The organism is Neorhizobium sp. SHOUNA12A (genome assembly GCF_023006505.1).
Lineage (GTDB): Bacteria > Pseudomonadota > Alphaproteobacteria > Rhizobiales > Rhizobiaceae > Neorhizobium.
In genome coordinates this window covers 37,226-60,472 of sequence record NZ_JALBGV010000022.1, presented here as the reverse complement: position 1 = coordinate 60,472, position 23,247 = coordinate 37,226, and the positions used below count along the sequence as shown (strand labels likewise).

General features: G+C 59.4%; 20 protein-coding genes. 18 read left to right on the top strand and 2 right to left on the bottom strand.

The window, feature by feature from the left end; all coding sequences use genetic code 11:
- Positions 1 to 117: 117 nt before the first annotated feature.
- The 13 genes from MOV63_RS12700 to MOV63_RS12640 all read left to right on the top strand — a co-directional run bounded on the left by MOV63_RS12700 (position 118) and on the right by MOV63_RS12640 (position 17,153).
- On the top strand, positions 118 to 1,839 hold the full coding sequence (locus MOV63_RS12700) for a M28 family peptidase (protein WP_247034046.1): 1,722 nt from the start codon (positions 118 to 120) through the stop codon (positions 1,837 to 1,839).
- Between the two features lie 603 nt (positions 1,840 to 2,442).
- The gene (locus MOV63_RS12695) at positions 2,443 to 4,563 is read left to right on the top strand and encodes a TonB-dependent siderophore receptor (protein ID WP_040124673.1); all 2,121 of its coding nucleotides are present in this window, start codon (positions 2,443 to 2,445) and stop codon (positions 4,561 to 4,563) included.
- An 18-nt stretch (positions 4,564 to 4,581) separates the two neighbouring features.
- A complete protein-coding gene (locus tag MOV63_RS12690) occupies positions 4,582 to 5,481 on the top strand; it encodes an alpha/beta hydrolase (protein WP_405029328.1) in 900 nt (299 codons plus the stop codon).
- A 51-nt stretch (positions 5,482 to 5,532) separates the two neighbouring features.
- Positions 5,533 to 6,345 (top strand): ABC transporter ATP-binding protein, encoded by an 813-nt coding sequence (locus tag MOV63_RS12685; protein WP_247034045.1) that lies wholly within the window; start codon positions 5,533 to 5,535, stop codon positions 6,343 to 6,345.
- Positions 6,346 to 6,358: 13 nt separating this feature from the next.
- A complete protein-coding gene (locus MOV63_RS12680) occupies positions 6,359 to 7,243 on the top strand; it encodes an ABC transporter substrate-binding protein (protein WP_247034044.1) in 885 nt (294 codons plus the stop codon).
- Positions 7,240 to 9,207 (top strand): Fe(3+)-hydroxamate ABC transporter permease FhuB, encoded by a 1,968-nt coding sequence (gene fhuB / locus MOV63_RS12675; protein WP_247034043.1) that lies wholly within the window; start codon positions 7,240 to 7,242, stop codon positions 9,205 to 9,207. Before MOV63_RS12680 ends, fhuB begins: the two co-directional genes overlap by 4 nt.
- A gap of 587 nt (positions 9,208 to 9,794) precedes the next feature.
- Positions 9,795 to 11,231 carry a Xaa-Pro peptidase family protein gene (locus MOV63_RS12670; protein ID WP_247034042.1) on the top strand — a complete coding sequence of 479 codons (1,437 nt, stop codon included), beginning with the start codon at positions 9,795 to 9,797 and terminating at the stop codon, positions 11,229 to 11,231.
- Positions 11,232 to 11,304: 73 nt separating this feature from the next.
- Positions 11,305 to 12,564, top strand: coding sequence for an ABC transporter substrate-binding protein (locus MOV63_RS12665; protein ID WP_247034041.1), 1,260 nt, complete (start codon positions 11,305 to 11,307; stop codon positions 12,562 to 12,564).
- 28 nt (positions 12,565 to 12,592) lie between these two features.
- Positions 12,593 to 13,498: a carbohydrate ABC transporter permease gene (locus MOV63_RS12660; RefSeq protein WP_247034040.1), complete on the top strand. Its 906-nt coding sequence runs from the start codon at positions 12,593 to 12,595 to the stop codon at positions 13,496 to 13,498.
- Complete coding sequence (locus tag MOV63_RS12655; RefSeq protein WP_247034039.1) at positions 13,495 to 14,331, top strand: carbohydrate ABC transporter permease; 837 nt, start codon at positions 13,495 to 13,497, stop codon at positions 14,329 to 14,331. The genes MOV63_RS12660 and MOV63_RS12655 overlap by 4 nt, the downstream gene beginning before the upstream one ends.
- A 3-nt stretch (positions 14,332 to 14,334) precedes the next feature.
- Positions 14,335 to 15,495, top strand: a complete 1,161-nt coding sequence (locus MOV63_RS12650) for an ABC transporter ATP-binding protein (RefSeq protein WP_040124682.1) — start codon at positions 14,335 to 14,337, stop codon at positions 15,493 to 15,495.
- 5 nt (positions 15,496 to 15,500) lie between these two features.
- A complete protein-coding gene (locus tag MOV63_RS12645; protein ID WP_040124683.1) occupies positions 15,501 to 16,406 on the top strand; it encodes an ABC transporter substrate-binding protein in 906 nt (301 codons plus the stop codon).
- A 30-nt stretch (positions 16,407 to 16,436) separates the two neighbouring features.
- Positions 16,437 to 17,153: an aspartate/glutamate racemase family protein gene (locus MOV63_RS12640; protein WP_040124685.1), complete on the top strand. Its 717-nt coding sequence runs from the start codon at positions 16,437 to 16,439 to the stop codon at positions 17,151 to 17,153.
- 21 nt (positions 17,154 to 17,174) lie between these two features.
- On the opposite strand, the gene MOV63_RS32795 is transcribed toward MOV63_RS12640, so the two are convergent.
- Together MOV63_RS32795 and MOV63_RS12630 are read right to left on the bottom strand one after the other, a co-directional pair.
- Positions 17,175 to 18,077 carry a MurR/RpiR family transcriptional regulator gene (locus MOV63_RS32795; protein WP_040124687.1) on the bottom strand — a complete coding sequence of 301 codons (903 nt, stop codon included), beginning with the start codon at positions 18,075 to 18,077 and terminating at the stop codon, positions 17,175 to 17,177.
- A gap of 407 nt (positions 18,078 to 18,484) precedes the next feature.
- Positions 18,485 to 19,237, bottom strand: coding sequence for a FadR/GntR family transcriptional regulator (locus tag MOV63_RS12630; RefSeq protein WP_040124689.1), 753 nt, complete (start codon positions 19,235 to 19,237; stop codon positions 18,485 to 18,487).
- Between the two features lie 449 nt (positions 19,238 to 19,686).
- Between MOV63_RS12630 and MOV63_RS12625 the strand changes: the two genes are divergently transcribed.
- The 5 genes from MOV63_RS12625 to MOV63_RS12605 are packed head-to-tail and all read left to right on the top strand — an operon-like array spanning position 19,687 to position 23,163.
- Positions 19,687 to 20,160, top strand: a complete 474-nt coding sequence (locus MOV63_RS12625; RefSeq protein WP_040124690.1) for a RidA family protein — start codon at positions 19,687 to 19,689, stop codon at positions 20,158 to 20,160.
- Between the two features lie 38 nt (positions 20,161 to 20,198).
- The gene (locus tag MOV63_RS12620; protein ID WP_040125767.1) at positions 20,199 to 20,939 is read left to right on the top strand and encodes an amino acid ABC transporter ATP-binding protein; all 741 of its coding nucleotides are present in this window, start codon (positions 20,199 to 20,201) and stop codon (positions 20,937 to 20,939) included.
- A gap of 10 nt (positions 20,940 to 20,949) precedes the next feature.
- On the top strand, positions 20,950 to 21,618 hold the full coding sequence (locus tag MOV63_RS12615; RefSeq protein ID WP_040124692.1) for an amino acid ABC transporter permease: 669 nt from the start codon (positions 20,950 to 20,952) through the stop codon (positions 21,616 to 21,618).
- A 9-nt stretch (positions 21,619 to 21,627) separates the two neighbouring features.
- Complete coding sequence (locus MOV63_RS12610; protein ID WP_040124694.1) at positions 21,628 to 22,278, top strand: amino acid ABC transporter permease; 651 nt, start codon at positions 21,628 to 21,630, stop codon at positions 22,276 to 22,278.
- Between the two features lie 39 nt (positions 22,279 to 22,317).
- Complete coding sequence (locus MOV63_RS12605) at positions 22,318 to 23,163, top strand: transporter substrate-binding domain-containing protein (protein ID WP_040124695.1); 846 nt, start codon at positions 22,318 to 22,320, stop codon at positions 23,161 to 23,163.
- Positions 23,164 to 23,247 lie beyond the last annotated feature (84 nt).

Here is a 23,247-nt window from a genome sequence, read left to right as displayed (position 1 = left end):
GTCAGTGCGATTTCTGGCCCTTCGAAGCCGCTTGCGGGGTCATCAAACCTCTGTTAGCGTTTTCAAGTTTTGTGAAACATTGTTTCGATAGATAAAACAGGTAGGGGAGTAACGGATATGAACGAGATCGAATCTGCCGTTCTGGGAGCGGTGACGCTGGATGAACCCTGGGCTCTGGTGGAGAGCTTTGCGACCTACAAGCGCGAGCATCCCACCGATGTGAACCGGGCCATGGACGAGGTCGCCGCGAGGCTCGCCAAGCACGGCGTCGAGGTCAAGATGCACGAAGCCGACCTCTTCCTCAGCCTGCCGGGCCTCGCCCGCGTAGAAGCCGGGGGCAAGACCTTCCGCGCCAAGCCGCCATCCTATTCGCTGGACGCATCGAAGGGCGTGAAGGGCGAGATCGTTTATATCGCCAGTCTGCAGCCGAAGGCGATCTCGACCATGTTCGAAAAGACCGTCGACGGCACCGGGGAACTCGCTGCCCGGGTCCGCGGCAAAGTGGTTCTCTCGGAAGGTTTCGCCAATCCGGGTCTCGTTTCGCAGTTCACCGAGCTTGGCGCAGTCGGCGTCATCGCCATCAATCCGGGCGTCGACATCCATTGGGGCACCTGCACCACCGTCTGGGGCACGCCTGACCTTGACGACCTGCCGCGCAAGCCGTCGATCCCGGCCGTTGCCGTCAACCGCGAGAGCGGCGATGCGCTGATCGAATTTGCCAAGACCGGCACGGAGGTCACCATCTTTGCGGACATGGAAGAGGGCTGGTTCAAGTCGAAGCTGCCGGAAGTCTTCATCAAGGGCACCGAGGAGCCGGACAAATACGTCTTCCTGCACGGCCATCTCGACAGCTGGGATGTCGGTGTTGGCGACAATGCCACCGGCGACGCGACGATGCTCGAAATAGCCCGCGTTCTCTGGGCCAACCGAGACAAGCTGAAGCGCTCGATCCGCATCTGCTGGTGGCCGGGACACTCGACCGGCCGTTATGCAGGCTCAACCTGGTTCTCCGACAATTTCGCGCTCGACCTCGACGAAAACTGTGTCGCCTCGGTCAATTGCGACAGCCCCGGCTGCCGCTGGGCGACGGAATTCATCAATCTCTGCATGATGACCGAAACGGAAGCTTTCCTCTCCGACGTCATCGAGGAAGTGGCCGGCAAGAAAGCCGAGGCCGAGCGCCCGCACCGCGCCGGCGACTATTCCTTCAACAATATCGGCCTGTCGAGCTACCTGATGCTGTCCTCGACCATGACGGAACGCGACCGCGAGGAGAAGGGCTACTACACGGTCGGCGGCTGTGGCGCCAACATCGCCTGGCACACCGAAAACGACACGCTTGAGATCGCCGATAAGGACATCATGCTGCGCGACATCAAGGTCTATCTGCTGGCCGTGCTGCGCAATGCCAATGCAAAGATCCTGCCCTTCGACTGGCGTGCGACGGCACGAGAGTTCCTCCACACGGTCGACACCTACCAAAAGAAGGCCGGCGACCGCTTCGACCTTTCGCCGAGTCGCCGGGCCGTCGAGTCCTTGGCTAAAACACTCGCCGCATTCTACGCCGGGATCGACAGCGGCAAGATCGAAGCGAAGAGCGCCAACCACGTGATCCAAAGGCTCGCCCGCATCCTGGTGCCGCTGAACTACACCCGCGAGCAGCGATTCCGCCACGACCCGGCCCTGCCGATCCCGGAACTGCCGGCCATCTCGACGGCAGCCGATCTCGACAAGCTCGGCCCTGAGAAACTCGGTTTTGCCAAGACCCAACTCGTGCGTGGCCAGAACCGCGTGATCTCGGCGCTGCGTCAGGCAGAACAGTTGGTTCGCGCTGCCTGATCGCCAACACCTAGTCAAAAACCCCATAAAGTTGATGTCCAACTTTATGGGGTCAGTTCATCCCTAACCGCTCCCTTTTGTCCCTGTAGTTTTATCTTCCGCTTCTCGTTTTTACCCATCGGTCGTTGTCGTCCTCCCGTTGGGCAAGCGGCCCGGGATCGGGATGAGCGCCGAGGGCAGGCTCTGCCGAGATCGGTCATAAGGATCGGGAAAATCGAGAAAAATCGAAAGGCATCATTCCACTGGAGATGATGGGCGACGGTCCCAATCCGTTCAAAGCAGCTAGATCCCTCCTAGCGCATTTCACCGTCAGCGCCGGAAATCCGCCCTGCGAAGGCGGTGGAAGGGGAGGGTTTGGCAGAGCTGTTGGATGTAGACGTTATGGCCAGCCCTTCCGGTTCGCGTCGGCCATTGTCCGTTGCAATTTTGCGACCCTCCCCTCAATAAGATGAGTATGATACTCATATTTGATTGATCGACGAAGATTCGGCTTTTATAGCTGCGCTCGGCGAACCATCTCGCCCAGCGACCTTCTCTCGCTGCTCCCTCACATCCGTGATCTGTCAGGATCACCACCCAGTTTGCAGCCGAAGGGATCGGGCAATGACGTTATCTTTCAATCGGTTTTGTGCCCGCCGCCATCTTCTCGGCTCCACCGTATTCGTTGGCGCCGTGGCTGCAGCCATCATGCCTATTGGGGCAGTTGCGCAGGACGCGACTACGCTCGAACCCATAATCTTAAGAGGCTCCGGCGCTCAAACAATCAGTGAAGACAACGACACCATCGTTCCCGAGCGTTCGGTTTCCGCCTTGAAGACCGACACGCCGCTCGTCGAGACGCCGCGCTCCGTTTCCGTGATCACACGCAAGGAGATGGAGCAGCGTACCGTCACCGATATAATCCAGGCAACCCGGTACAGCTCCGGCGTGAGTACCGGTGGCTTCGGTTATGACCCGCGCTTCGATCAGATTTATATCCGTGGCATCGAGACCACCGTAAGCGGTGATTTTCGCGACGGCCTGCGCCAACCGGTGATGACCTACGGAACATTCACAACCGAAATATACACGCTCGACCGTGTGGAGGTGCTGAAGGGACCCGTGTCTGTTATGTACGGCGCGGCGAGCGCAGCCGGTATCGTCAACAAGATTTCCAAACTGCCGCTGCAGGAAGCTCACCATGAAGTCGAACTCCAATACGGGACGGTTGGCCGCAAGCAGGCCGCTTTCGATTTCGGCGGACCGATCGGCCAGAGCAACGATGCGTTTTACCGTGTCGTAGGTCTCGTCCGGGAAGGGGAGACCAACTACGATATTCAGGACGACCGTTACCTGCTGCAGCCGTCTTTTACCTGGGAGCCGACCGACAGCACCAAAATCACCATCTACGGCCTGGCCCAGGATACCGAAACCGCAGCCAGCGCCTGGACTTTCAAAAACGACGGCCAGATCTATCTCGTCAGCGACCCGGATTACGATTATCAGAAAATTCGGCAGTATCAGCTGGGCTACAAACTCGAACATGACTTTGGCAACGGCCTGACCTTCCGGCAGAACGCACGCGTGAGCGATCTGGACCTCAAGGCACGCTATCTCAACCGGATGACAATGTTCAGCGCCCCGGCCGATCCCTGGTCGACCGCAGGGGTTACGGACAAGATGCGTGCCTACCAGATCGACAACCGGCTCCAAGCCAAGTTCGAAACCGGCAGTGTGTCCCATACCATTCTCGCGGGACTGGATTACACTGCCGTAAACTCGGATTTTGCCGTCGGCTACGGGTCCACATTGCCAGGCAACGTTGGTAACGCACCAACGCCAGCGCTGACGGGCTTCACTGGCAACGACCTGCGTCAGACGGGGCTTTATGCGCAGGAACAGGCAGAGATCGGAAACTGGCGCTTCGTCGGCGGCTTGCGCTACGATTGGCTGGATCAGACCACCACAGATAAGGTCGCTGGCACAAGCGACGAGAGGGAAGACGGAGCTCTGTCTGGTCAGGTCGGCCTTCTCTATCTCTTTGACAACGGGATCGCTCCCTATGTGAGCTACGGAACCTCCTTCGTCCCTTCGACCGAGCTCTCTGCCTCAGGGGCCGTGCTGGAGCCAACCGAAGGCCGTCAGATCGAAGTCGGCATCAAATATCAGCCGGATGGCGAAAACTTCTCACTTAGCACGGCGGTTTATCGTTTGGTCGAAACCGGCAAGCCGCAATATGCCGGCACGCCGATCCTCGTCCCTATCTATGAAAACTCGGGTGAGAATACGTTCACGGGCTTCGAGGTCGAAGGTCGAAAGACTTTCGACAACGGCATCAGCCTGATCGCCGCCTACACTTACACTCACGGGGAAATCACGGACAATCTCGACAGCTCCATTATCGGCAACACGCCAACGACGACACCCCGGCACGTCGCCTCTTTGTGGGTCAACTATGCAGCGTCTGAAGATACCGTGATCGACGGCCTCAGCGTCGGCGGTGGCATCCGCGCAACAAGCGAATCTTTCACCAGCGACGCCAACACCGGCAAGAACGCGGGAGTCGTGTATTTGGACGCCGCAATTTCCTATGACTTCGGTGCAAAAAATCCGGACCTGAAAGGACTTTCACTCTCCGTCAGCGCGACGAACCTCGCCAACCGCGAAGAGCAGGTCTGCAACGGCGGCTATTGCTACTTCGGCCAAGGCCGCACGGTTCTCGGATCGCTGAAGTATAAGTGGTAGCAGGTGGAAGCTGGCGCCATGGCAGAAAATCTCAGCGAGTTGAGCATGACTGAAAAAACCTACCCGTTGCCCGGAACTGTTTGTTTTGACCTGGCACCAAAGGCGGGCGGCGAGCCCTATCGCATCTTCCTCTATATTCCCGCCGACGAACCTCCCGCCGAGGGATGGCCGCTTCTGGTCCTGACCGACGGGAATGCAACCTTTCCCTTTGCCGTCGCGAGCCTGGTAACGCAAGCGCCTTACCCGACCGGAACCAACGTCGGTTGGGGCGTTATCGCGGCGATTGGCTACCCCTCTGACGAACCCTATAACGCACTCCGCAGGGCGTGGGACCTGGGGCCTCCGCCGATCAAATCCTATCCCCCCTATTTTGACGGTGGCCCTGCCGTCCGCATCGGCGGGACGGGCGAGCTGCTCGATTTTATCGAGAAGCAGCTGCTTCCGCGGCTTTCCGAAATGGTGCGGCTCGATGCGACGCGGCGATCGCTTTTCGGGCATTCTTTCGGCGGTCTTTTCACTCTCTACACCCTTTTCGAACGTCCAGTCCTTTTTGCCAACTGGATCGCTGCCAGTCCGACTATTTATTGGGAAGGCAGTGAAATCCTGAACAATGAGGTGCGCCGCCAGAGCGTCGCGGGTCACGCGGCCTTCCTGCATCTGTCGGCCGGTGAGTACGAGGGGGATAAACTTGCTCCTTTCCAGTACCGAAACGAAGATGCAGCCTCTCGTCTGGAGAAGAGGAAAACCGAGCAGACGGTTGCGTTGGCGCAGGAAATGGCAGAGCGACTGAACCGTCCCGAGGACGGCATTCGCACACAGTTCGAGCTTTTTGCAGGGCAGACCCACATGTCCGTCCTCGGACCAGCCGTCAATCGCGCAGTGGGCGTCGCTTTCGAAGTGGTGGACAAAGATGTGTGACAGACACCTGCGCTGTTGGCGCGACATTTCAGTATTGGCTTAGGAGGTAACGTGGTCTCGGCTCAGCTAGCGCAGGACGCTCCCGAAACGACGGATGCCTTTGCTGTCGACAAGGTCGGTCTTTCCATCGACGGGAACACGATCCTGTCAGAGGTCAGTCTCGATTTCCCGGCAGGTGAGGTGGTGGCCCTGGTTGGCCACAATGGTTCAGGCAAATCCAGTCTCCTGAAAATCCTGGCACGGCAACTCGCACCGACTGCCGGATCGGTTGCCTACGGTGGCCGCAACCTCGCGCATTATCACGGCCGTGACTTCGCGCGCTCGGTTGCCTATTTGCCGCAGGATTTGGGTACAGGCTCAGACATGACGATCCGCGAACTCGTCGGTTGCGGCCGCTATCCGTGGCACGGCGCGCTTGGCCGTTTCTCCGATGCCGACAAGGCAAAAGTCGAGGCCGCCATAGCAGCCACGCATATCGAGACCTTTGCCGATCGTATTGTAGGCACACTATCCGGTGGGGAGCGGCAGCGTGCGTGGATCGCCATGCTGATCGCTCAGGACGCCCGGTGCCTGCTGCTCGACGAGCCGACCGCGGCGCTGGATATCGCGCACCAGATCGAAGTGCTGTCTCTCGTGCAGCGGCTGGCCCGCGAAGGCGGCCGGAGCATCGTGATCGTTCTTCATGATATCAACATGGCCGCACGCTTTTGCGATCGGATCCATGCGCTGAAAGGCGGACAGGTCGTCGCAAGCGGCACGCCGGACGAAATTGTGGTGCCTGAGACGCTCCACGCCATTTACGGGATCGATATGGATGTGATTTCCGTTCCGCACCTTTTGCATCCGCTTGCCTATGCCCGCTGAGGCCTGTTCGGGGATGAAGATTTCAAGGCGTTCACTTCTGCACTATGCCGCGGCCGCAGCCGTGTCGATGCCGAAGCCATTGTGGGCCGAAGTCGCCAGGCAAAGGGTGGTCAGCCTCGACTACGGGCTGTCGTCCACGCTCCTGTCGCTTGGATTGCCCCCAGTCGGAATATCCGACCTTGCCGACTGGGGCAAATGGGTGGTCGAGCCCGCGATGCCGCAATCGGTCGTCGATATCGGCAGTTCTAATGAAGTCGATTTCGAGGTCCTGATACAGCTGAAGCCGGACATTATTCTGACGACGCCTTATCTCGACGAGCTTTTGCCCAGGCTCCAGCCGATTGCGAAGATTTTGCGGCTTGAGATCTTCACGCCCGACACTGGCCCGATCCTCCCGGCGGCAATGGTAGCGACGCGCAAACTGGCTGCCGAACTCGGCCGTGAAAGCGAGGCGGAGCTTTTCCTGGCGCGATCGGACGCATTCTTTGACAGATGCCGCCGACGGCTTGCCGGCCGGACTGTTCCGCCAGTTGTGCTGGTGAGCTTTATGGATGCCCGCCACGCTCGCGTCTATTCAGCCCCCGGCCTGTTTCACAATGCGCTTGAGCGTATTGGCGTGCGTAATGCCTGGACGCGGCAATCGAACTATTGGGGCTTTGAGACTATTGGCATCGAAGAATTGTCCGTTATCACCGATCCGGACGCCCGGCTGATCGCCTTCGATCCCGTTCCGCCCGATGTGTTGCCAAAACTCGTGCAAAGTCCATTGTGGCAGGCGCTTCCGTTTTCCCGGCCGGGCCATTTATCAGTCGTTCCGCCGGCACTGATGTTCGGCATGGTCAACGAGGCTATGCGTTTCGCCGGCCTGGTGACCGACGTTCTGGAACAAGACGCATGAAGGCAATTCACCGCGAAAATCTCGGGCCGGCGCTCGTGTCTCTCGTCCTGCTCTGCGCCGGCTGCATGGCATTCTGGCTTCTCGCAGGACCGGTGCTCTCAGGATCGGCCGGGCAGGGCACCGACATCCAGCGCATGATGCTCTATTATTCGACGTTGCCACGGCTAGCCACGGCATTGGTTGCCGGTGCCGCGTTCGCGTTGTCCGGCGCCTTGTTCCAGCAGGTCCTGCGAAACCCGCTGGCCGACCCAACGACGCTCGGCGTGTCAGCCGGAGCCAATCTCGCACTGGTTGTCGTCTCGCTTTTTATTCCCAGCCTGCTTGGGGCCGGCCGCGACATTGTCGCTCTTCTCGGGAGCAGTGCCGCCGCTGCGATCGTCGTCGGCTTTGGCGCGAGACGCGGCTTCTCACCCTATTCGCTTGTCCTCTCGGGCCTTGTGCTGAGCCTCTGGTGCGGGGGCCTGTCGGCTATCCTGACCTACCTGAACCAGCGCTACCTGGCGAGCCTGTTCATCTGGGGGGCCGGTTCGTTGGCGCAGCAGAGCTGGGTCATTCCCCTGTCGCTCATCTGGAAAGTGGGCACCGTCGCCATCATCTGCGCGCTGGTGATCAGGCCGCTGTCGCTGCTCGATCTGGGGGAGAGCAGTTCGGCCGCGCTCGGAGTGAGGCTCGCTCGCCTTCGCATCGTGGTCGTCGCCTGTGCGGTGGCGCTTGCCGCCTTCGTCACCAGTGCTGTCGGCGTCATAGGCTTCATCGGGCTGGTCGCACCGACGCTTGCGCGGCTCTCCGGAGCGCGTCGGCCGGTCCAGTTGATCTTCTGGTCTCCGTTGATCGGCGCGGGACTGCTCTTTCTTGCCGACTCCGTGCTCCAACTCGCGGCGGGCGGCTTTGGCGATTTCCTGCCGACTGGTGCAGTCACTGCCATCTTCGGTTCGCCGCTGCTCCTGGCGCTACTGCCGCGATTGAAGATCCGGCACAGGATGCAGCCGCCGGCGGCGCGGCGGCACCCGCCCACATGGAACACAAAAGTCCCCGTCGCCATTGCTGCCGTAAGTGTTCTGGTTCTCGTGATTGTCGGCCTTTTTGTCGGACGTGGGCCTGGCGGCGGCTGGACTGTCCTTTCCGGCGAATTCCTCGATGAGATCCTTGCGATCCGCGCCCCGAAGGTCTTTGCTGCGCTCGCATCCGGCGCGATGCTTGCCGTCGCGGGTTCGATCCTCCAGAGATTGACCGGCAACGAGATGGCAAGCCCCGAAGTTCTCGGAATCAGCGCCGGCGCTACCTTCGGCGTTGCTATCGCGCTTTTTGCCATCGCACCGGGGTTTTCCGGCCAGTTTGCCTTTGCGGTCGGCGGCGCCATCTCGGTTCTCACGGTCATTCTTCTGAGTTCACGGCGCTCCACCTTCGCCCCGGAACGGGTCTTGTTGGCCGGCATCGCGCTCAGTGCGATGGTCGATGCAATTGTCGGCGTCTTAAGTTCGACGGGAGATCCAAGGGCAGTTCTGCTCATGCGATGGATGAGCGGCTCGACCTATCTGGTCGACGGCCCGATAACCACGGCGGAAGCAGCAATAGCAGCCGCACTGATTGCCGTTGCTCTGGCAGCGCGCCGTTGGCTTGACATCCTGCCGCTCGGACCAGCCCCTGCGGCTGCGGTCGGTATGCCGTTGGCCAGATCAAGGCTGGCGCTGTTTGGGCTTTCTGGACTTATGACCGCAGCCGCAACGTTGACGGTTGGCCCCCTATCCTTCGTGGGACTCATGGGGCCACATCTTGCGCGGGAGGCCGGCTTGACGCGCGCCCTTCCACAGATGACCGGCGCTGCGCTGATCGGCGGCGGACTCATGGTTGCGGCAGATTTCGTCGGCCGTACCATCGTAGCGCCCTACCAGATCCCGGCCGGGCTCGTGTCAGCCCTCATAGGCGCTCCTTGCTTGATGTTTTTGTTGAGCAGGAGGCGCTAGAACTATTTCCCGCGATCGGCGGGCGCGCAAGCCTTTTAACGGACTTGTCGGCGAGCCATCTAAGGCGGTCAGGCTTCCGGGAAAAGTCCCGCCAATCGACTTGGTAGAGGTGAACCCCCTGGTGCTTAATCTATCGGGTCTACGGTTCGGTTCCGTTCAAGACCTACAGCTATATGAGTGCTGGCGCATCGTGAATTTTATCCTGACCTTGACTGCTGCTACCTAGGGGCCACTCAGGTAAGAGAAACTTTTTTTTCACATTCCCTGTCTTGCTTACGCGGAAAGCGATCTGGCGCGTGGCCAAACTATAGGCGCCCGTACCAACCGCGAGTGCCGATTTTCCATGATTAGGGGTGCTTTTTTTGCCCTCGTCTCAAGCCAGAAGGTCGTTTAACTTCCCGATTACCAATGAGAAATGGAACGCATCCAACGTTCCCGGTTGAATCATTTCGAGCGGGAATCTGCGCCATTTTTTCAAATGCCTGTTTTTACAGCAGTTCGCTCGACAAATGAACATTCGCCGGGCTATGCAAATTAATTTTCAGATATAATCTAGTCTCATCAGTATCCGCTAAATGAGACGCCCTATGATCGCCCAAACTCGTCCTAACCACCCCTTTCAGCACGGTGATGTGCGTTTCGAGCGCATGTTGGACGGTTTCAGCCCCAGTTTCGAGTTCGAGCCGGTCGGTCCGCTCCCCGAAAGCGAATTCGTCGACAGGCTGCGCCGCATTCGGCGCGAGGCGACCGTCGCAGGGCATGATGTCATGCTTGTTCATGCGGATTCCATCGGCTCCTACCGCGTTTCCAACTCATACCTTCGCTATATGTGCGACTGGGCACGCGAAGGCGTGCTGGTGGTCCCGACCGACGAAGACAAGCCGCTGACGCTGTTTTCCATCTTCAGCAGTTCCGTCCTACTGCCGCCGGCGGGCGAGGCGGTCCTGGTCGAAGACATCTGGCAGGTCGGTACCTGGGGCCGCGAAACCTATAATCGCCCGGGCAGGACCGTCGACAAGGTCGTCGAAGCCGTGGGCTCCTTCCTGGAGCGCGAGGGCTTCGGGTCGGCTCAGATCGGCCTGATCGGCGACGCGACCTCCGCCAGCTACTGGAACGGCCTCGGCAAGCGTCTGCCAAAGAGTTCGTTCGTGCAGGCAAGCTCGATCATCGATCGCATGCAGAAGGTGCGTTCGAAGCGTGAGCAAGCGGTGGTGCGGGCCGCGGCACAGCTGGCTAGTATCGGCATAGAGGCCGCATACCACGTCGTAAAACCCGGCGTGACCGATTATGAAATCTACGCCGCCTTCACCTATGCCCAGATGGCGCGAGGCGGCGAAAGTGGCGACGGCTACCAGATCGGCATCAACCAATACGGCACCCATTGCGGCAAGCCCTACGGCCACGTGGTGCGCAGTGGCGACATCATCAATCTCTATATTTCGGCGGTGATCTATCAGGGCTACACGGCCCAGATCGCCCGCATGATCGCGGTCGGCGACATTACCGACAAGCAGGAAGACGTGCTGCAGATGTGCACCGAAGGTGTTCAGAAAGCGGCAGCGCTGATCAAGCCCGGCGCGATCATTTCCGATCTCGCCAACGCTTCCTTCGAACCCTACATCGCCCGCGGCTACCTTTCGTCCCATGACAGCCGGACAATGCCTTACAACTGGGTGTCCGAAGACGATGGCAAGCCGCGTCTGATCCCGCGCAAGCATGTCGTGGATGAAGATTGGGAGCGCCAGGGCCGCAAGCTGATGCATGTCTATCCGGCGACATCAGGTCCTCACAATCCCAATGTCGGACATTCGGTTTCGATGGTGAAGTTCAACAATTACAACATCCAATCGAACAACCACGACAAGCTCGAAGAAGGCATGACCTTTGTCCTCCACTCGCAATGGCTCGAGCCCGAGGTCGCCGGCTGCAACGTCGGCGACTGCTATCTCGTCACTGATAAGGGTGCCGAAAACCTCAGCCACCATACACCGCTTGCAGTGCATCGTGTGAAAGCGGACGCCTGACGCACTGCCTGATCCGTGAATGCCAACTACCAATAAGAAACCGCCAAATAAGAAACCCAGATGGAGAACAGACATGTTTGATAGGATTCGTCGCCGAAAGCTGTTGGCTACGGCAGCCGTTGCGGCGCTTGCATTGACCGTCGGGCTCGGTGCAGGCGAAACTCATGCTCAATCGAGCGAGAAGGTCACGCTGAAACTGGCCAATTCCCAATGGCTTGATGCGTTGCGCGGCAAGAACCTCTGGGCAGCGGTCACCAAATACCAGGAAACCAATCCGAACGTCACGCTCGAACAGGAAGCCATTCCGTCCGCAGAATTCGCCGACAAGCTGACGACGGAAATGGGTGCAGGCCAGGGGCCGGATGTAGCGATGATGCAGGAAGGCCTATTCTACGCGATTGCAGATGCCGGTTTCCTCGTCGATCTCTCGGCTGCGGCCGACGGCGCCAAACTGAACAAGAGTAATGAAAACGGGGTGATCGACGGCAAGCGCCTGGGCGTCGCCTGGCAGCGCGCCGTTTACGCCCTGATCTATAACAAGCCGCTGATCGATGCCGCCAATGCGAAGGTGCCGACGACGGTGGATGAACTGATTGCCTCCGCCAAGGCTGCATCAGCTGCAACTCCGGGCGTCATCGGCTTTACCGCCCGCCACCAGATCAACGACTTTTCGGGCTGGTTCATGGATTTCCAGAGTTGGGCCTACGGCTACGGCGTCAACTGGGTCGATGCAAACGGCAAGCTGACGATCAATACTCCGGAAGCCGTCGCCGCCATCACGGCTTTCAAGAAGACTTACGACGCCGGCATCATGCCGATCGGCGACAGTTTTCCGACGCAGCGCACGCGCTTTAAGGAAAAACACGCGGCCTTCTCGATCGACAATTCCGGCGGCACGCTCAATATCGCCTCCGGCGGCGCCCTTCAGTCCGGCGATCTTTATGCCGCTCCTATGCCGTTCAAGAACCCCGGCGCGCATCAGCAGATCTTCGTCGGCGTGAGCTCGCACGGCAAACACCAGAAGGAAGCGATCGCCTTCGTCAAGTGGCTGGTCGGCTCCGTTGGCCAGCAGGCTCTGCGTGACGCATCAGGTCCGGATGCGCTTGCAACCGACGTACCTGTCAGCGACGCCTACTCCAAGGCCAACCCTTGGGCGCCGACCTTCGTCAAGCTCGCGGAAACCTCCCGCAGCACGCTGATCAAGGGATATGAAGTCGAAACGGCACAAATCATGCGTTTCGTGATGCAGGCCGTCGAAAAGGTCATCCTTGCGAATGCCGATCCGAAGACGGCGCTCGCCGAAGCTCAGTCGGCCATCGACAAGCAGTTCTGAGACCGTCGCATCAAGAAGGGAGACTGATGTGAGCGCGAATGGCCTGAAAAACAGGAGCGGCCTGGTCAAATTGTTGCCCTATGCCTTCATCCTTCCGCCCATGATCTATTTGGTGGTCTTCATGTTCTGGCCGCTGTCGCGGCAGATGTACATGAGCCTGACCAACACCCGGATCGTCAATCCCAACCGAGGCCGGTTCATCGGCCTCGGCAATTATGAACGGCTGATCGAAGATCCAGCCTTCTATGTCTCCCTGAAAGCAACTCTGGTTTATACGGTCCTGACCGTCCTTATCGGCATCGCTCTCGGCGTTGTGGCCGCACTTGCCATCGATCGTCCCTTCAAGGGGCGGGCGGTCGTCCGTGCAATCCTGCTGTTCGGCTGGGCCGTGCCCGGGGTGGCTGCCTCGCTGATCTGGTTGTGGATGTATAACGAACGGTCGGGCGTCTTCAATCGCATGACCGAGCTCCTCGGCATCGGCCGCTTCTCGTGGCTGACCAGCACGGACTATGCGCTCGGCTCGGTTCTTGCCGTCACAGTCTGGCAGGTCGCACCATTTGTGATGCTGGTTGTGCTGGCAGCCCTCCAATCGGTGCCGCAGGAGGTGCGCGAAGCCGCCAGGATCGATGGCGCCGATGGGATCAGCACCTTCCGAGCAGTGACGCTGCCGCATATCCGTCCCTCGATCCAGCTCGCAGCCCTTCTGGTTGCCGTCTGGTCCATTCGTCGCTTCGACATCATCTACCTTTTAACCGGGGGCGGCCCGCTTGGTTCGACCAGCACCCTCGTCGTCAAGCTCCGCCAGACCGCGTTCGAAGGCCATGAACTGGGAATGGCCAGCGCTTACGGCGCGGTCGGTCTCGCACTGGCGCTGATGGTGGCAGCCGTCCACTACACTGTCGAACAACGCCGCATGAAGAGGATGTCGCGATGATGACACCCCGAAAACTCGCCATGAAGGCGCTGCGATATACGCTGATCGGAGTTCTGGTCGTGCTCGCCGGCTTCCCGGTCTACTGGATGGCAGCCACCGCGCTCAACGTCAATTCCCAGCTTTACGGAACCGGCCAGGTCGCCTGGCCGCAGCTGCAGCATTTGCCGGATCTGGTAACCGAGCTCGGCAATGTTCCGATCGGCCGCTGGCTGTTCAACACGCTGCTGATTGCCTCAGGCGGCACCATTCTGAGCCTGACACTCGGCGCGCTTGCCGGCTATGCGCTCAGCCGTTTCAAGTTCCATGGGCGTGGCCTGGTCGGCTTTCTGCTGTTCATGACCCAGGTCGTTCCCGAAGCACTGATCCTGGTGCCGCTCTATGCGATGTTCATCACCTTCGGCCTGTTGAACAGCCTGACGGGTCTGATCCTCGCCAATGTCGGCTTCTCGCTGCCCGTCGCGTGTTTCGTCCTGAAGGGCGCGATGGATGCGGTGCCCTACGAGATCGAGGAGTCCGCGATCATCGACAATTGCCCGCGGTTCAGCGTGCTCACCATGATCATTCTGCCGCTGATCATGCCGAGCATCGCGGCGGCGGCCGTGGTGGCCTTCTTTGCCGGCTGGAACGAGTTCCTGTTCGCCTCGACCTTCCTGATGGACAATTCCTTGTGGCCGGCAAGCGTCGGGCTCGCCTCCTTCGTTGGGCAGTATGAAACGCCGATGTCGGCCGTGCTTGGCGCAGCCCTCGTGTTCAGCCTTCCTGCCATCGTCTTTTTTCTTCTTATCCAGCGCAAGATCGTAGCCGGTTTGACGGCTGGCGCCGTGAAGGGATAATCCATGCCCGCCTTGACCTTCAAAAATGTCTCCAAGACCTTTGGCGACAACACCGTGATCGACGCCTTCAGCGCCGACATCCATGACGGCGAATTTCTGGTCCTGCTCGGCCCCTCCGGCTGCGGAAAATCGACGCTGCTTCGCATGATCGCGGGCCTCAGCGACATTACCTCCGGGGACCTGCTGTTCGACGGGTCCGTCGCCAACGATTGGGAGCCCAAACAGCGCGGCGTCGCCTTCGTTTTCCAGACCTATGCGCTCTACCCGCATATGACGGTTCGCGAGAATATCGCGTTTCCGCTGATCATGGATGCGTTTCGCAAGTGGTATCATCTGCCGATCGTCAACATCGTCGCCCGCCACAGGCTGATGAAGCGGGCGGATATCGCCGAGCGGACCCTCAGTATCGCCCGTCAGCTCGAGCTCGAGCCTCTGCTCGACAGACGCCCGGCGAGCCTCTCGGGCGGGCAGAGGCAGCGCGTCGCGCTTGCCCGCGCGCTGGTGCGCAACCCCGCCCTCTACCTGCTCGATGAGCCGCTTTCCAACCTGGATGCCAAGCTGCGCACGCAGATGCGTTCGGAAATCTCGGCTCTGCATCACAAGGTCGGCAAGACCTTCGTCTACGTGACGCACGACCAGGTCGAAGCCATGACCATGGCGACGCGCATCATCGTGATGAACAAAGGCATCGTCCAGCAGGTCGATACGCCTGACGAGATCTATGATCATCCCGCCAACACCTTTGTCGCGCGTTTCGTGGGGTCGCCCCCGATGAACCTCATTCCGGCTTCGGTCAGAAACAACGCGCTCCAGCTTTCGGGCAGGCTTGCGGTCGAACACGCAGCGCCGCTCCCTCCGAGACGGGAGCTGACATTCGGGGTCAGGCCCGAAAAGCTCACCCTTCATCCGGCCGGGGAAGGGCGGCTGCCGGCCCAGGTGGCTGTCGTCGAGCGCCTCGGTGCGGAGACGGTGATCGGTTGCCGCCTGATGACCGGCGAGGAGAACAAGGACCAGCGATTGCTGGAACACGACCTCGTTTTCGTCCGGGTCTCGGGCAACCCGAAGATCAAGATCGGTGAACTGTGTTCGCTGGATTATCAGGCGGACGATGTCCTGTGGTTCGACATCGACAACGGCGATCGCATTTTCCTGGACCAGGAGTGAACATCATGCAGAACTTCCACGTCTCGGCGACCGGGCACAGCCTCAACTATCTTCCCGAATATGTCGCCGTCTGGCAGGGGTTCTTTCAGGAGGAGGGGCTCGGCGTCACCGCAAGCGTTCCATCTCCCTGGGACCTGGTGCTCAGCGACATCGGCTCGGCCATGGCGGACGCCGCGCTTGGTGGCATCTGGGTCCCGTCGATGTTCCATGGCCGCGGCAAACGTTATACGCCGTTCGCGCAGATCGCGGCCCGCGCGCCCCTGGCCATCCTCGGCCGCGAACAGCCCGCGGATTTCGACTGGCAGGCCGTGCCTGGCAAAACGATTTCGATGAAGGGCAGCAATGGCGCCAGCGTCGGCCTGTTCACCAAGCTTTTGCTGCGCGAAAACGGCGTCGATCCGCTGACGGTCAATTTCGTCCAGGATCTCGACGGCAAGATGCTGTCCGATCTCTTCATGGGGGGAATGGGCGACTATCTGGTGATCGATTACCCGTCCGCCGTCACGCTTGCATCGAAGACTGGCGTCCATGTCGTTGCCGAACTCCCCATCACCGGCGGCAACGTGCCGTGGAGCGTCTATTATGCCGAAGGTGAGAGCGACGATGCACGGCTGGATACCCAGACCCGGTTCTCCAGGGCGCTCGGTCGCGGCATGGCGTGGATACTGGCCCATGATGCCGAGGAATACCGCGACTTCCTGGCAAAGACGTTCCCGAAATTCTCGCCGGACCTGCTTGTGGGGCTAGCCAATATCTATCGGGCCAACGGCATGTGGACGACGCCGCGGATCGATCCGAACGCCTATGCCCGCTGGCAGCAGGGTATTGCCGACGGCCATCTTACCGAGGCGCCGATCGCTTATGGCGATCTTATCGACACGCGCCCGACGGCAGCCTTCACGGCCGCCTGACCCAACTTGATCCCTGGAGTATCCAAGACGATGCGTATTGCCGTCATCAATCCCAACACGACTGCGTCGATGACGCAGCGCATCACGGCTGCGGCGCGCGCCGTTGCCGGCCGTGACACCGAGATCGTCGGCCGGCAGCCCACAACCGGGCCGGAAGCGATCGAAGGTCCCTTTGACGGGGCGCTTTCGGTGCCCGGCCTGCTGAAGGAAATCGTTGCCGCGGAACGCGATGGCGCCGATGCCCATATCATAGCATGTTTCGACGATACCGGGCTGGATGCTGCAAGAGCGATTGCGACAAAACCCGTGATCGGGATTGGCGAGGCTTCGTTCCACGCGGTCAGCCTTGTCGCGCACAGTTTCTGCGTGGTGACGACACTTTCCCGCTCGGCGCCGGTCATCGAGGACAACATCCACCGCTACGGTTTCGGCCACCGCTGCCGCCGGGTTTTTGCGACCGACATTCCGGTGCTCGAGTTGGAAAATCCGCAAAGCGGCGCGTTCGAGCGGATATCCGACTTCATTTGCCAGGGAGTTGCGATGGGTGCCGAGGGCGTTTCGCTCGGCTGTGCCGGCATGGCGGAATTTGCGCTCGACCTGCAGCGCGCGCACGGCATTCCGGTGGTTGATGGCGTCTCGGCGGCCGTCGGTCTTGCCGAGACGCTCGTCAGGTGTGGCCTGACTACATCCAAATCCGGTGTCTGGGCGTCGCCGACGCGTCTGCACGTGCTCGAAAAATTTTCCTGACCAAAGTCGCGCCTTACCGGACTACCGGCCGATACTGGTCTGGGGGGTCGATACGTCGTCGAGCAGTTTCACCAGCCGGTCGATCTTTTCAAATCGGGCAAGGCTCGCCTCGCCCATCGCCGTCGATACGCTCCAGGCGAGATAATTGATGATGGTGACGGCGGCGACGAAGGAATTGAAGGGTGAGGGCGACTGGCAGCGGCAGCGCAGCACATGGTTGGCGGCCTTGGCGCTTGCCGCGGCGCTGAGATCGGTAATCAGCACCGTTATCGCCCCTGCGGCGCGCGCCTCCTTGATGATCGTCGGCAGCAGCCTGGGGCGCCGGCGGAATGCGATGACGAGCAGCACGTCGCCCTTCGCGATGGAGGCGATCTCATGCGAATAGCTCCCCCCGCCGGCGGGGATCACCTGCACGTCGCTCTTCATCAGCGTGAAATAATGCGCCGCCTGCAGCGCCAGGCCGTAGCCGCTGCGCAGGCCCATGATCCACAGGCGGCGGGCGCCGACGATCGCCTGGCTTACCTCGCTCAGCGTAGTTTCGGACAGGCTTTCGGCGGTGGTTCGAATATTGTCGAGGTCCATCTGGACCGTGCTGGAAAGCGTGACCTTGCCTGACGGCGCGCGATCGGGGTCTTCCAGGCCTGCCCGGGGCGATCCCCAGTGTTGGTCGGCCCGGATCTGCCGCTTGGCATCGGGATAGGTCGCATAACCGAGCGAACGGATCAGCCGTGCCGCCGTCGCTTTCGACACCTGCGCCTTTTCCGCAAGCTCGCCCGCCGTATAGCTCGGCAGGTCCATCTGGTATTGCAGCAGGATGTCGGCGAGCCGCTTTTCGGCGGGCGAGAGCGTGGAATAGATCGCGTAGATGCGTGCCTCGAGGGAGCGCGGCTGTTGCTGGGCTGTCGATTTGCGGGACGGACTCACGGGGCACCCTTCGTCTGCATGCGATGAAGCGGACGTTAGGCCGGTCCAGACCTCTTGCACAAGCGGATGGAAGTAAGGGAACTGTCTGATCCCACGAATCTGAAGAATTCGAGCTCCAGTCGCATCCTGGAGCGGGATAGGGCCGCCTTCTCGAAAAGCTCTTGCCCACGATGGACATGACTAAGAACTGTTGGTCCATTGCCCAGACGAATTCGAAACCGGTCCGATTCACGCAAGTTGCGAGCATCAGCATGACGGTCATCGACCCACCGAAATAGAACCCACTTGCAAACCACCTTCCGACAACATGCCTTCGAGTGGGACCGAAGTGGGCCTACGCCACATAATCACACCGCAAGACGTGCCGATGGTTCAAATCCTATCAAGAGCATGTACGGCGAGGTGGGCTAGTCTTTGGGCGCCACATTGCTCAGGGGCGAGGCAGCGTCGTCCGAAAAACCGCGATACCGTAGATGGCTACGGCTAAGATGAATTCTCATCGCCTCGCGCGCCCGTTCCGCACTGCCTGAGCTAATTGCCTCGCAGATTGCCCGATGTTCGACCACAGTATTCTGGATATAGTCTAGAGTTATGAGCGCAGGATTGAGCTGCTTGGAGAAAGCCGGTTGCGGGAGAATCTGCAGGCTCATAAGGCTGAAGAACTCGATGAAAGCACCATTGTTCGTCGCTTCTGCGATTGAACGATGAAAGACGAAGTCGAGATGATCAAGCGCAGCTTCGTCTTCGAGTGAGGCTTCGAACTCGCGAGCGGCGTTCCAGATATTGGATTCCTGAGCCCAGGATCGCCGAACCGCCGCCAGCCCGGCAGCATGCACCTCGAAAGCCATTCTGAGCTCCAGCAGATCCATGAATGACGTTTGCAGACGAGCCAGGGGAGCAAGCGTGAGGTTTGCATCCAACGAGCTGGCATCTTCGATATCGGGGCTTGGTCTGTTGCGAACGAACACCCCGACACCATGTCGCGACTCGACAATGCCGTCGGACCGCAAGGCGGACACTGCTTCTCGAATGACTGTTCTGCTGACGCCGAACTGCTCCGACAATTCCGCGAGCGATCCGAGCTTGGTACCGCTTTCGAACTGGTTGCTGCCGATGTGAGCTTTAAGTGCCTTTATTGTTCGGCCCGTTAAAGTGTCCAAAACCTGTTTCCCTTTGCCTAAGTCGCGCCCCGCTGAATGACTGCAGGGTTTGACGCAAGTTATCACTTCATCCCGAGGTGATGCTACTACCCACCACTGAATTATTGCCTTAGTGTGCGCACACTTCACATAGAGAAGTTCCACTGGACGCAAATCAGCGGATGGCTTCAAAAAAAATTGCGGGAAACGGGTCGAAATTTTAATGACACTACCAGAGAAGTGGTCGTCTTAAGTTGGCTAATATATTGTAAAAGCTTCTAAAAAACAGCATGTAACAAACCGCCAGCCCAAGAGATAGTACCTCTAGGCTCGCTCTTGACATGAGATACTATTTCGTCAATCTTCGTCATCAGAAAAGTGGATCGACATTCGACGCTTATGGCTTCTGATGAATGGTCCCGGGAACGTGGTTCGCGCATCGGCGCGTCTTACAATAACGGAAAACTGCTATGGGTGTCGTCGTCGCACGTCTCTCGGAGCTCGGTATCGTTTTGCCTGCGATTGCCCCGGCTTCAGGAAATTACATTCCTTACAGGCTCGTCGGGAGCCTTCTTTTCGTATCGGGCCAGATCCCGCGGATCGACGGTGTCGAGCATTATGTCGGCGTGGTCGGTCAGGACATTTCGCCCGAGGACGCATACAAGGCCGCTCGCCTTTGCGCGCTCAACATCGTTGCCAGAGCGAATGCCGCGCTGGATGGCGATCTGGACCGGGTCATTGCCTGCGCTCAATTGCGTGGTTTCGTTAATGCGCCGCCGGATTTCGGGGGCCATCCAGCCGTCATCGACGGCGCTTCCGACCTTCTCGTGGAGATCTTTGGAGACAAGGGACGCCACGTTCGCACCGCGATTGGTGCGGGCTCATTGCCGCGCGGATCTTCCGTAGAAGTCGACGCCATTTTCGAAGTCGCACCGAAAGCCTGACATCAAATAAAGGGGAACTGGCCATGAACGGGACCAGCATGTCGGAAAAAGCCATAGCCATGACGGGCGTCAACAAATGGTACGGTCATCTTCAGGTCTTGAAGGGAATCAACCTTGAAGTTGGTCGCGGCGAGCATATCGTTCTGTGTGGACCTTCAGGTTCCGGCAAATCGACCCTTATCCGCTGTATCAATCACCTGGAGGAAATCCAGGAGGGAAGCATTGCCGTCAATGGCACGGAGCTGAGCCAGAAGGGTAGCAATGCCGACCATATTCGCCGCGATGTCGGCATGGTGTTCCAGCAGTTCAACTTGTTTCCGCATCTAACCGTCCTGGAAAACTGCATGCTGGCGCAGCGCCGGGTGCGCAAGGCTTCGGTGACTGACGCAAAGGAAAAAGCGATGCGTCATCTCGAGCGCGTCCACATTGCTGAACAGGCACAGAAATATCCGGCTCAGCTTTCCGGTGGTCAGCAGCAGCGCGTGGCAATCGCGCGGGCGCTCTGCATGGACCCCAAGATCATGCTGTTCGACGAGCCGACTTCAGCGCTCGACCCTGAGATGGTCAAGGAAGTGCTCGACACGATGATCTCGCTTGCTGACGACGGCATCACGATGATCTGTGTAACCCACGAGATGGGGTTTGCACGGGCAGTCGCCCACCGTGTCATCTTCATGGACCGTGGCGAAATCATAGAGAGCGCCAAACCCGACGTATTTTTCAGCAATCCGGCTCACGAGCGAACCAGAACGTTCCTCAGCCAGATCCTCAACCATTGAGGAGGGGCTGATGAATTACACTTTCGATTTCGCACCCGTTTTTGCTGCGTGGCCAACGCTGCTGGAAGGCATGATCGGTACGTTGAGAATGTCGTCTCTCTCAATGGTGTTCGGATTGTCGCTCGGCATTTTCTTCATGATGATGCGCATGAGCAAGCTGCCAACGCTGCGCACGATTGCGATTGGCTACATCGAGTTGATCCGCAACACGCCCATCCTTGTGCAGGTGTTCTTTGTGTTTTTCGGCATGCCTGCGATCGGCATCCGGCTCAGCGGCGAACAGGCGGCAATCCTGGCCATGACGCTGAATTGCGCCGCCTACGCGGCTGAGATCGTGCGCGGCGGTGTTCAGTCTATCCGTCCGGGTCAGATCGAGGCGGGCAGGGCGCTTGGAATGCATACGGCTGATATCTATCGGTTCATCGTCTTCCGGCCGGCCATCCGGGCCGTCTATCCGGCTCTCTGCAGCCAGTTCATCCTGATGATGCTGAACTCAAGTCTGGTTTCGTCGGTCTCGGCGGAAGAGCTTACCTATTTTGCACAGACGCTGGATGCCCAGACATTCCGAAGCTTCGAGATCTATTTCACGCTCGGTGTCATCTACCTCCTGTTGTCCCAGTTCGTTTCCGTTGCCCTCGGCATCATCGGCCGGGTCTATTTTACTTATCCGGCAAAGTGAGGCAGTCCGATGATCCGTCAATTTGGCTGGAATGAATTCCTCTTTCTGCTTGAAGGCGCACGTTGGACAGTTGTCCTTTCGCTTCTTGCCTTCGCCGTCGGCGGAGCGCTGGGTCTGGCTGTTGCGCTTGGACGCACCAGCAAATGGAAACCGTTGCGCATCTTCATGGCAACGTACATCCAGATATTTCAGGGCACGCCATTGCTGGTTCAGCTGTTCTTCGTGTATTTCGGCCTGCCACTTTTGGGCTTCAAAGTGGATGTCTGGGTGGCGCTGACGATCGGCCTGTCGCTCCACACCAGCGCGTTCCTCGGCGAAATCTGGCGCGGCAGCATCCAGGCCGTTCCCGATGGACAGAGCGAGGCGGCACGCGCACTGGGCATCGGCTACAGGCATCGCATGGTCGATGTCGTGCTGCCCCAAGCCTTGCGCATCGGCCTGCCGGCCACCATCAGCTTCCTCGTCAACCTGATCAAGGGCACGGCACTTGCCGCGCTGCTCGGTCTCACAGAGCTGACCCGCTCCGGTCAATTGATGTCGAACATCACGTTTCAGCCGCTGCAGGTCTACGGGGCGGTCGCACTCGTCTACTTCTTTCTCTGCGTACCACTGACCTACTGCAGTGCCCGGATCGAGCGGCGCCTCAACGCCGCGCGGTAAGACAAAACGCATGCCAAGAAACCAACCAGAGGTGATCACATGACCAACGCAGTCCCGACCCCTTCGCGTTCGAAAGCCCTGAGCGGCCTTGCCGCCATTCTCTTCGCCGCGACTTCATTCGCAACGACGGCAATGGCTGTCACATCCGAGGAGATCAAGGCCAAGGGCACGGCAACCATCGGCGTGCAGATGGACCAGTTTCCGTGGGGTTTTATCGACTCCAAGGGCGGCAATGACGGTTTCGATATCGAAATCGCCAAGATGATCGCCAAGGAGCTGGGCGTCGAGGTGAGGTTCGAACGTATCACAGGCCAGAACCGCATTCCGCTGCTGGTGAACGGCAACGTTGACTTCCTGGTGCCGTCGATGACGATCACCGAAGAACGCGCCAAGGTGATCCAGTATGTCATTCCCTATTCGTCGAACGACATTACTGTCTGGGGCAAGACGGACGCCGCCATAAAAGGTAACGAGGATCTTTCGAAATACGTGATCGGTGTTAACCGCGGCAGCGCTTTCGAGCCGCTGCTGGTCAAGGTCGCGCCGAAGGGTACGCAGATCAAGCGCTTCGATGACGACGCCACGACTGTTCAATCGCTTTTGTCCGGTCAGGTTGATGCGATCGTAGGCAGCGTCACCTATGGCCTCGTCATCAAAGAGACCGGTTATGACAAGCAGTTCGAACGCAAATACAAAGTCGCCGACAACTTCCAGGGTATGGCGGTCCGCAAGGGCGATAAGGAACTGCTCGCCTTCCTGACGGACTTCGTCATCAAGCACACGACGGACGGGTCACTCGATGCCCTCTACAAGAAGTGGATCGGCGTCGACCGTGCAAAACTTCCAACAGAATTGCCGGGTGTAGACTTTACCGGGAAACTGTAGCGCCAAAGCTCTGCGTTGCCGCTACATCTGCCGCGCTGAGCTTAAGAAACTCAACACATTCAAGAGCTTTTGACCCCCGCCCGT

Excerpts from the sequence above, each read along its gene's own strand:
- MOV63_RS12610 (WP_040124694.1), top strand. The coding sequence starts at position 21,628 with ATGATCCGTCAATTTGGCTGGAATGAATTCCTCTTTCTGCTTGAAGGC.
- MOV63_RS12645 (WP_040124683.1), top strand. The coding sequence starts at position 15,501 with ATGCAGAACTTCCACGTCTCGGCGACCGGGCACAGCCTCAACTATCTT.
- MOV63_RS12655 (WP_247034039.1), top strand. The coding sequence starts at position 13,495 with ATGATGACACCCCGAAAACTCGCCATGAAGGCGCTGCGATATACGCTG.
- MOV63_RS12640 (WP_040124685.1), top strand. The coding sequence starts at position 16,437 with ATGCGTATTGCCGTCATCAATCCCAACACGACTGCGTCGATGACGCAG.
- fhuB (WP_247034043.1), top strand. The coding sequence starts at position 7,240 with ATGAAGGCAATTCACCGCGAAAATCTCGGGCCGGCGCTCGTGTCTCTC.
- MOV63_RS12670 (WP_247034042.1), top strand. The coding sequence starts at position 9,795 with ATGATCGCCCAAACTCGTCCTAACCACCCCTTTCAGCACGGTGATGTG.
- MOV63_RS12695 (WP_040124673.1), top strand. The coding sequence starts at position 2,443 with ATGACGTTATCTTTCAATCGGTTTTGTGCCCGCCGCCATCTTCTCGGC.
- MOV63_RS12650 (WP_040124682.1), top strand. The coding sequence starts at position 14,335 with ATGCCCGCCTTGACCTTCAAAAATGTCTCCAAGACCTTTGGCGACAAC.
- MOV63_RS12605 (WP_040124695.1), top strand. The coding sequence starts at position 22,318 with ATGACCAACGCAGTCCCGACCCCTTCGCGTTCGAAAGCCCTGAGCGGC.
- MOV63_RS12615 (WP_040124692.1), top strand. The coding sequence starts at position 20,950 with ATGAATTACACTTTCGATTTCGCACCCGTTTTTGCTGCGTGGCCAACG.
- MOV63_RS12625 (WP_040124690.1), top strand. The coding sequence starts at position 19,687 with ATGGGTGTCGTCGTCGCACGTCTCTCGGAGCTCGGTATCGTTTTGCCT.
- MOV63_RS12700 (WP_247034046.1), top strand. The coding sequence starts at position 118 with ATGAACGAGATCGAATCTGCCGTTCTGGGAGCGGTGACGCTGGATGAA.
- MOV63_RS12620 (WP_040125767.1), top strand. The coding sequence starts at position 20,199 with ATGTCGGAAAAAGCCATAGCCATGACGGGCGTCAACAAATGGTACGGT.
- MOV63_RS12665 (WP_247034041.1), top strand. The coding sequence starts at position 11,305 with ATGTTTGATAGGATTCGTCGCCGAAAGCTGTTGGCTACGGCAGCCGTT.
- MOV63_RS12690 (WP_405029328.1), top strand. The coding sequence starts at position 4,582 with ATGGCAGAAAATCTCAGCGAGTTGAGCATGACTGAAAAAACCTACCCG.
- MOV63_RS12680 (WP_247034044.1), top strand. The coding sequence starts at position 6,359 with ATGAAGATTTCAAGGCGTTCACTTCTGCACTATGCCGCGGCCGCAGCC.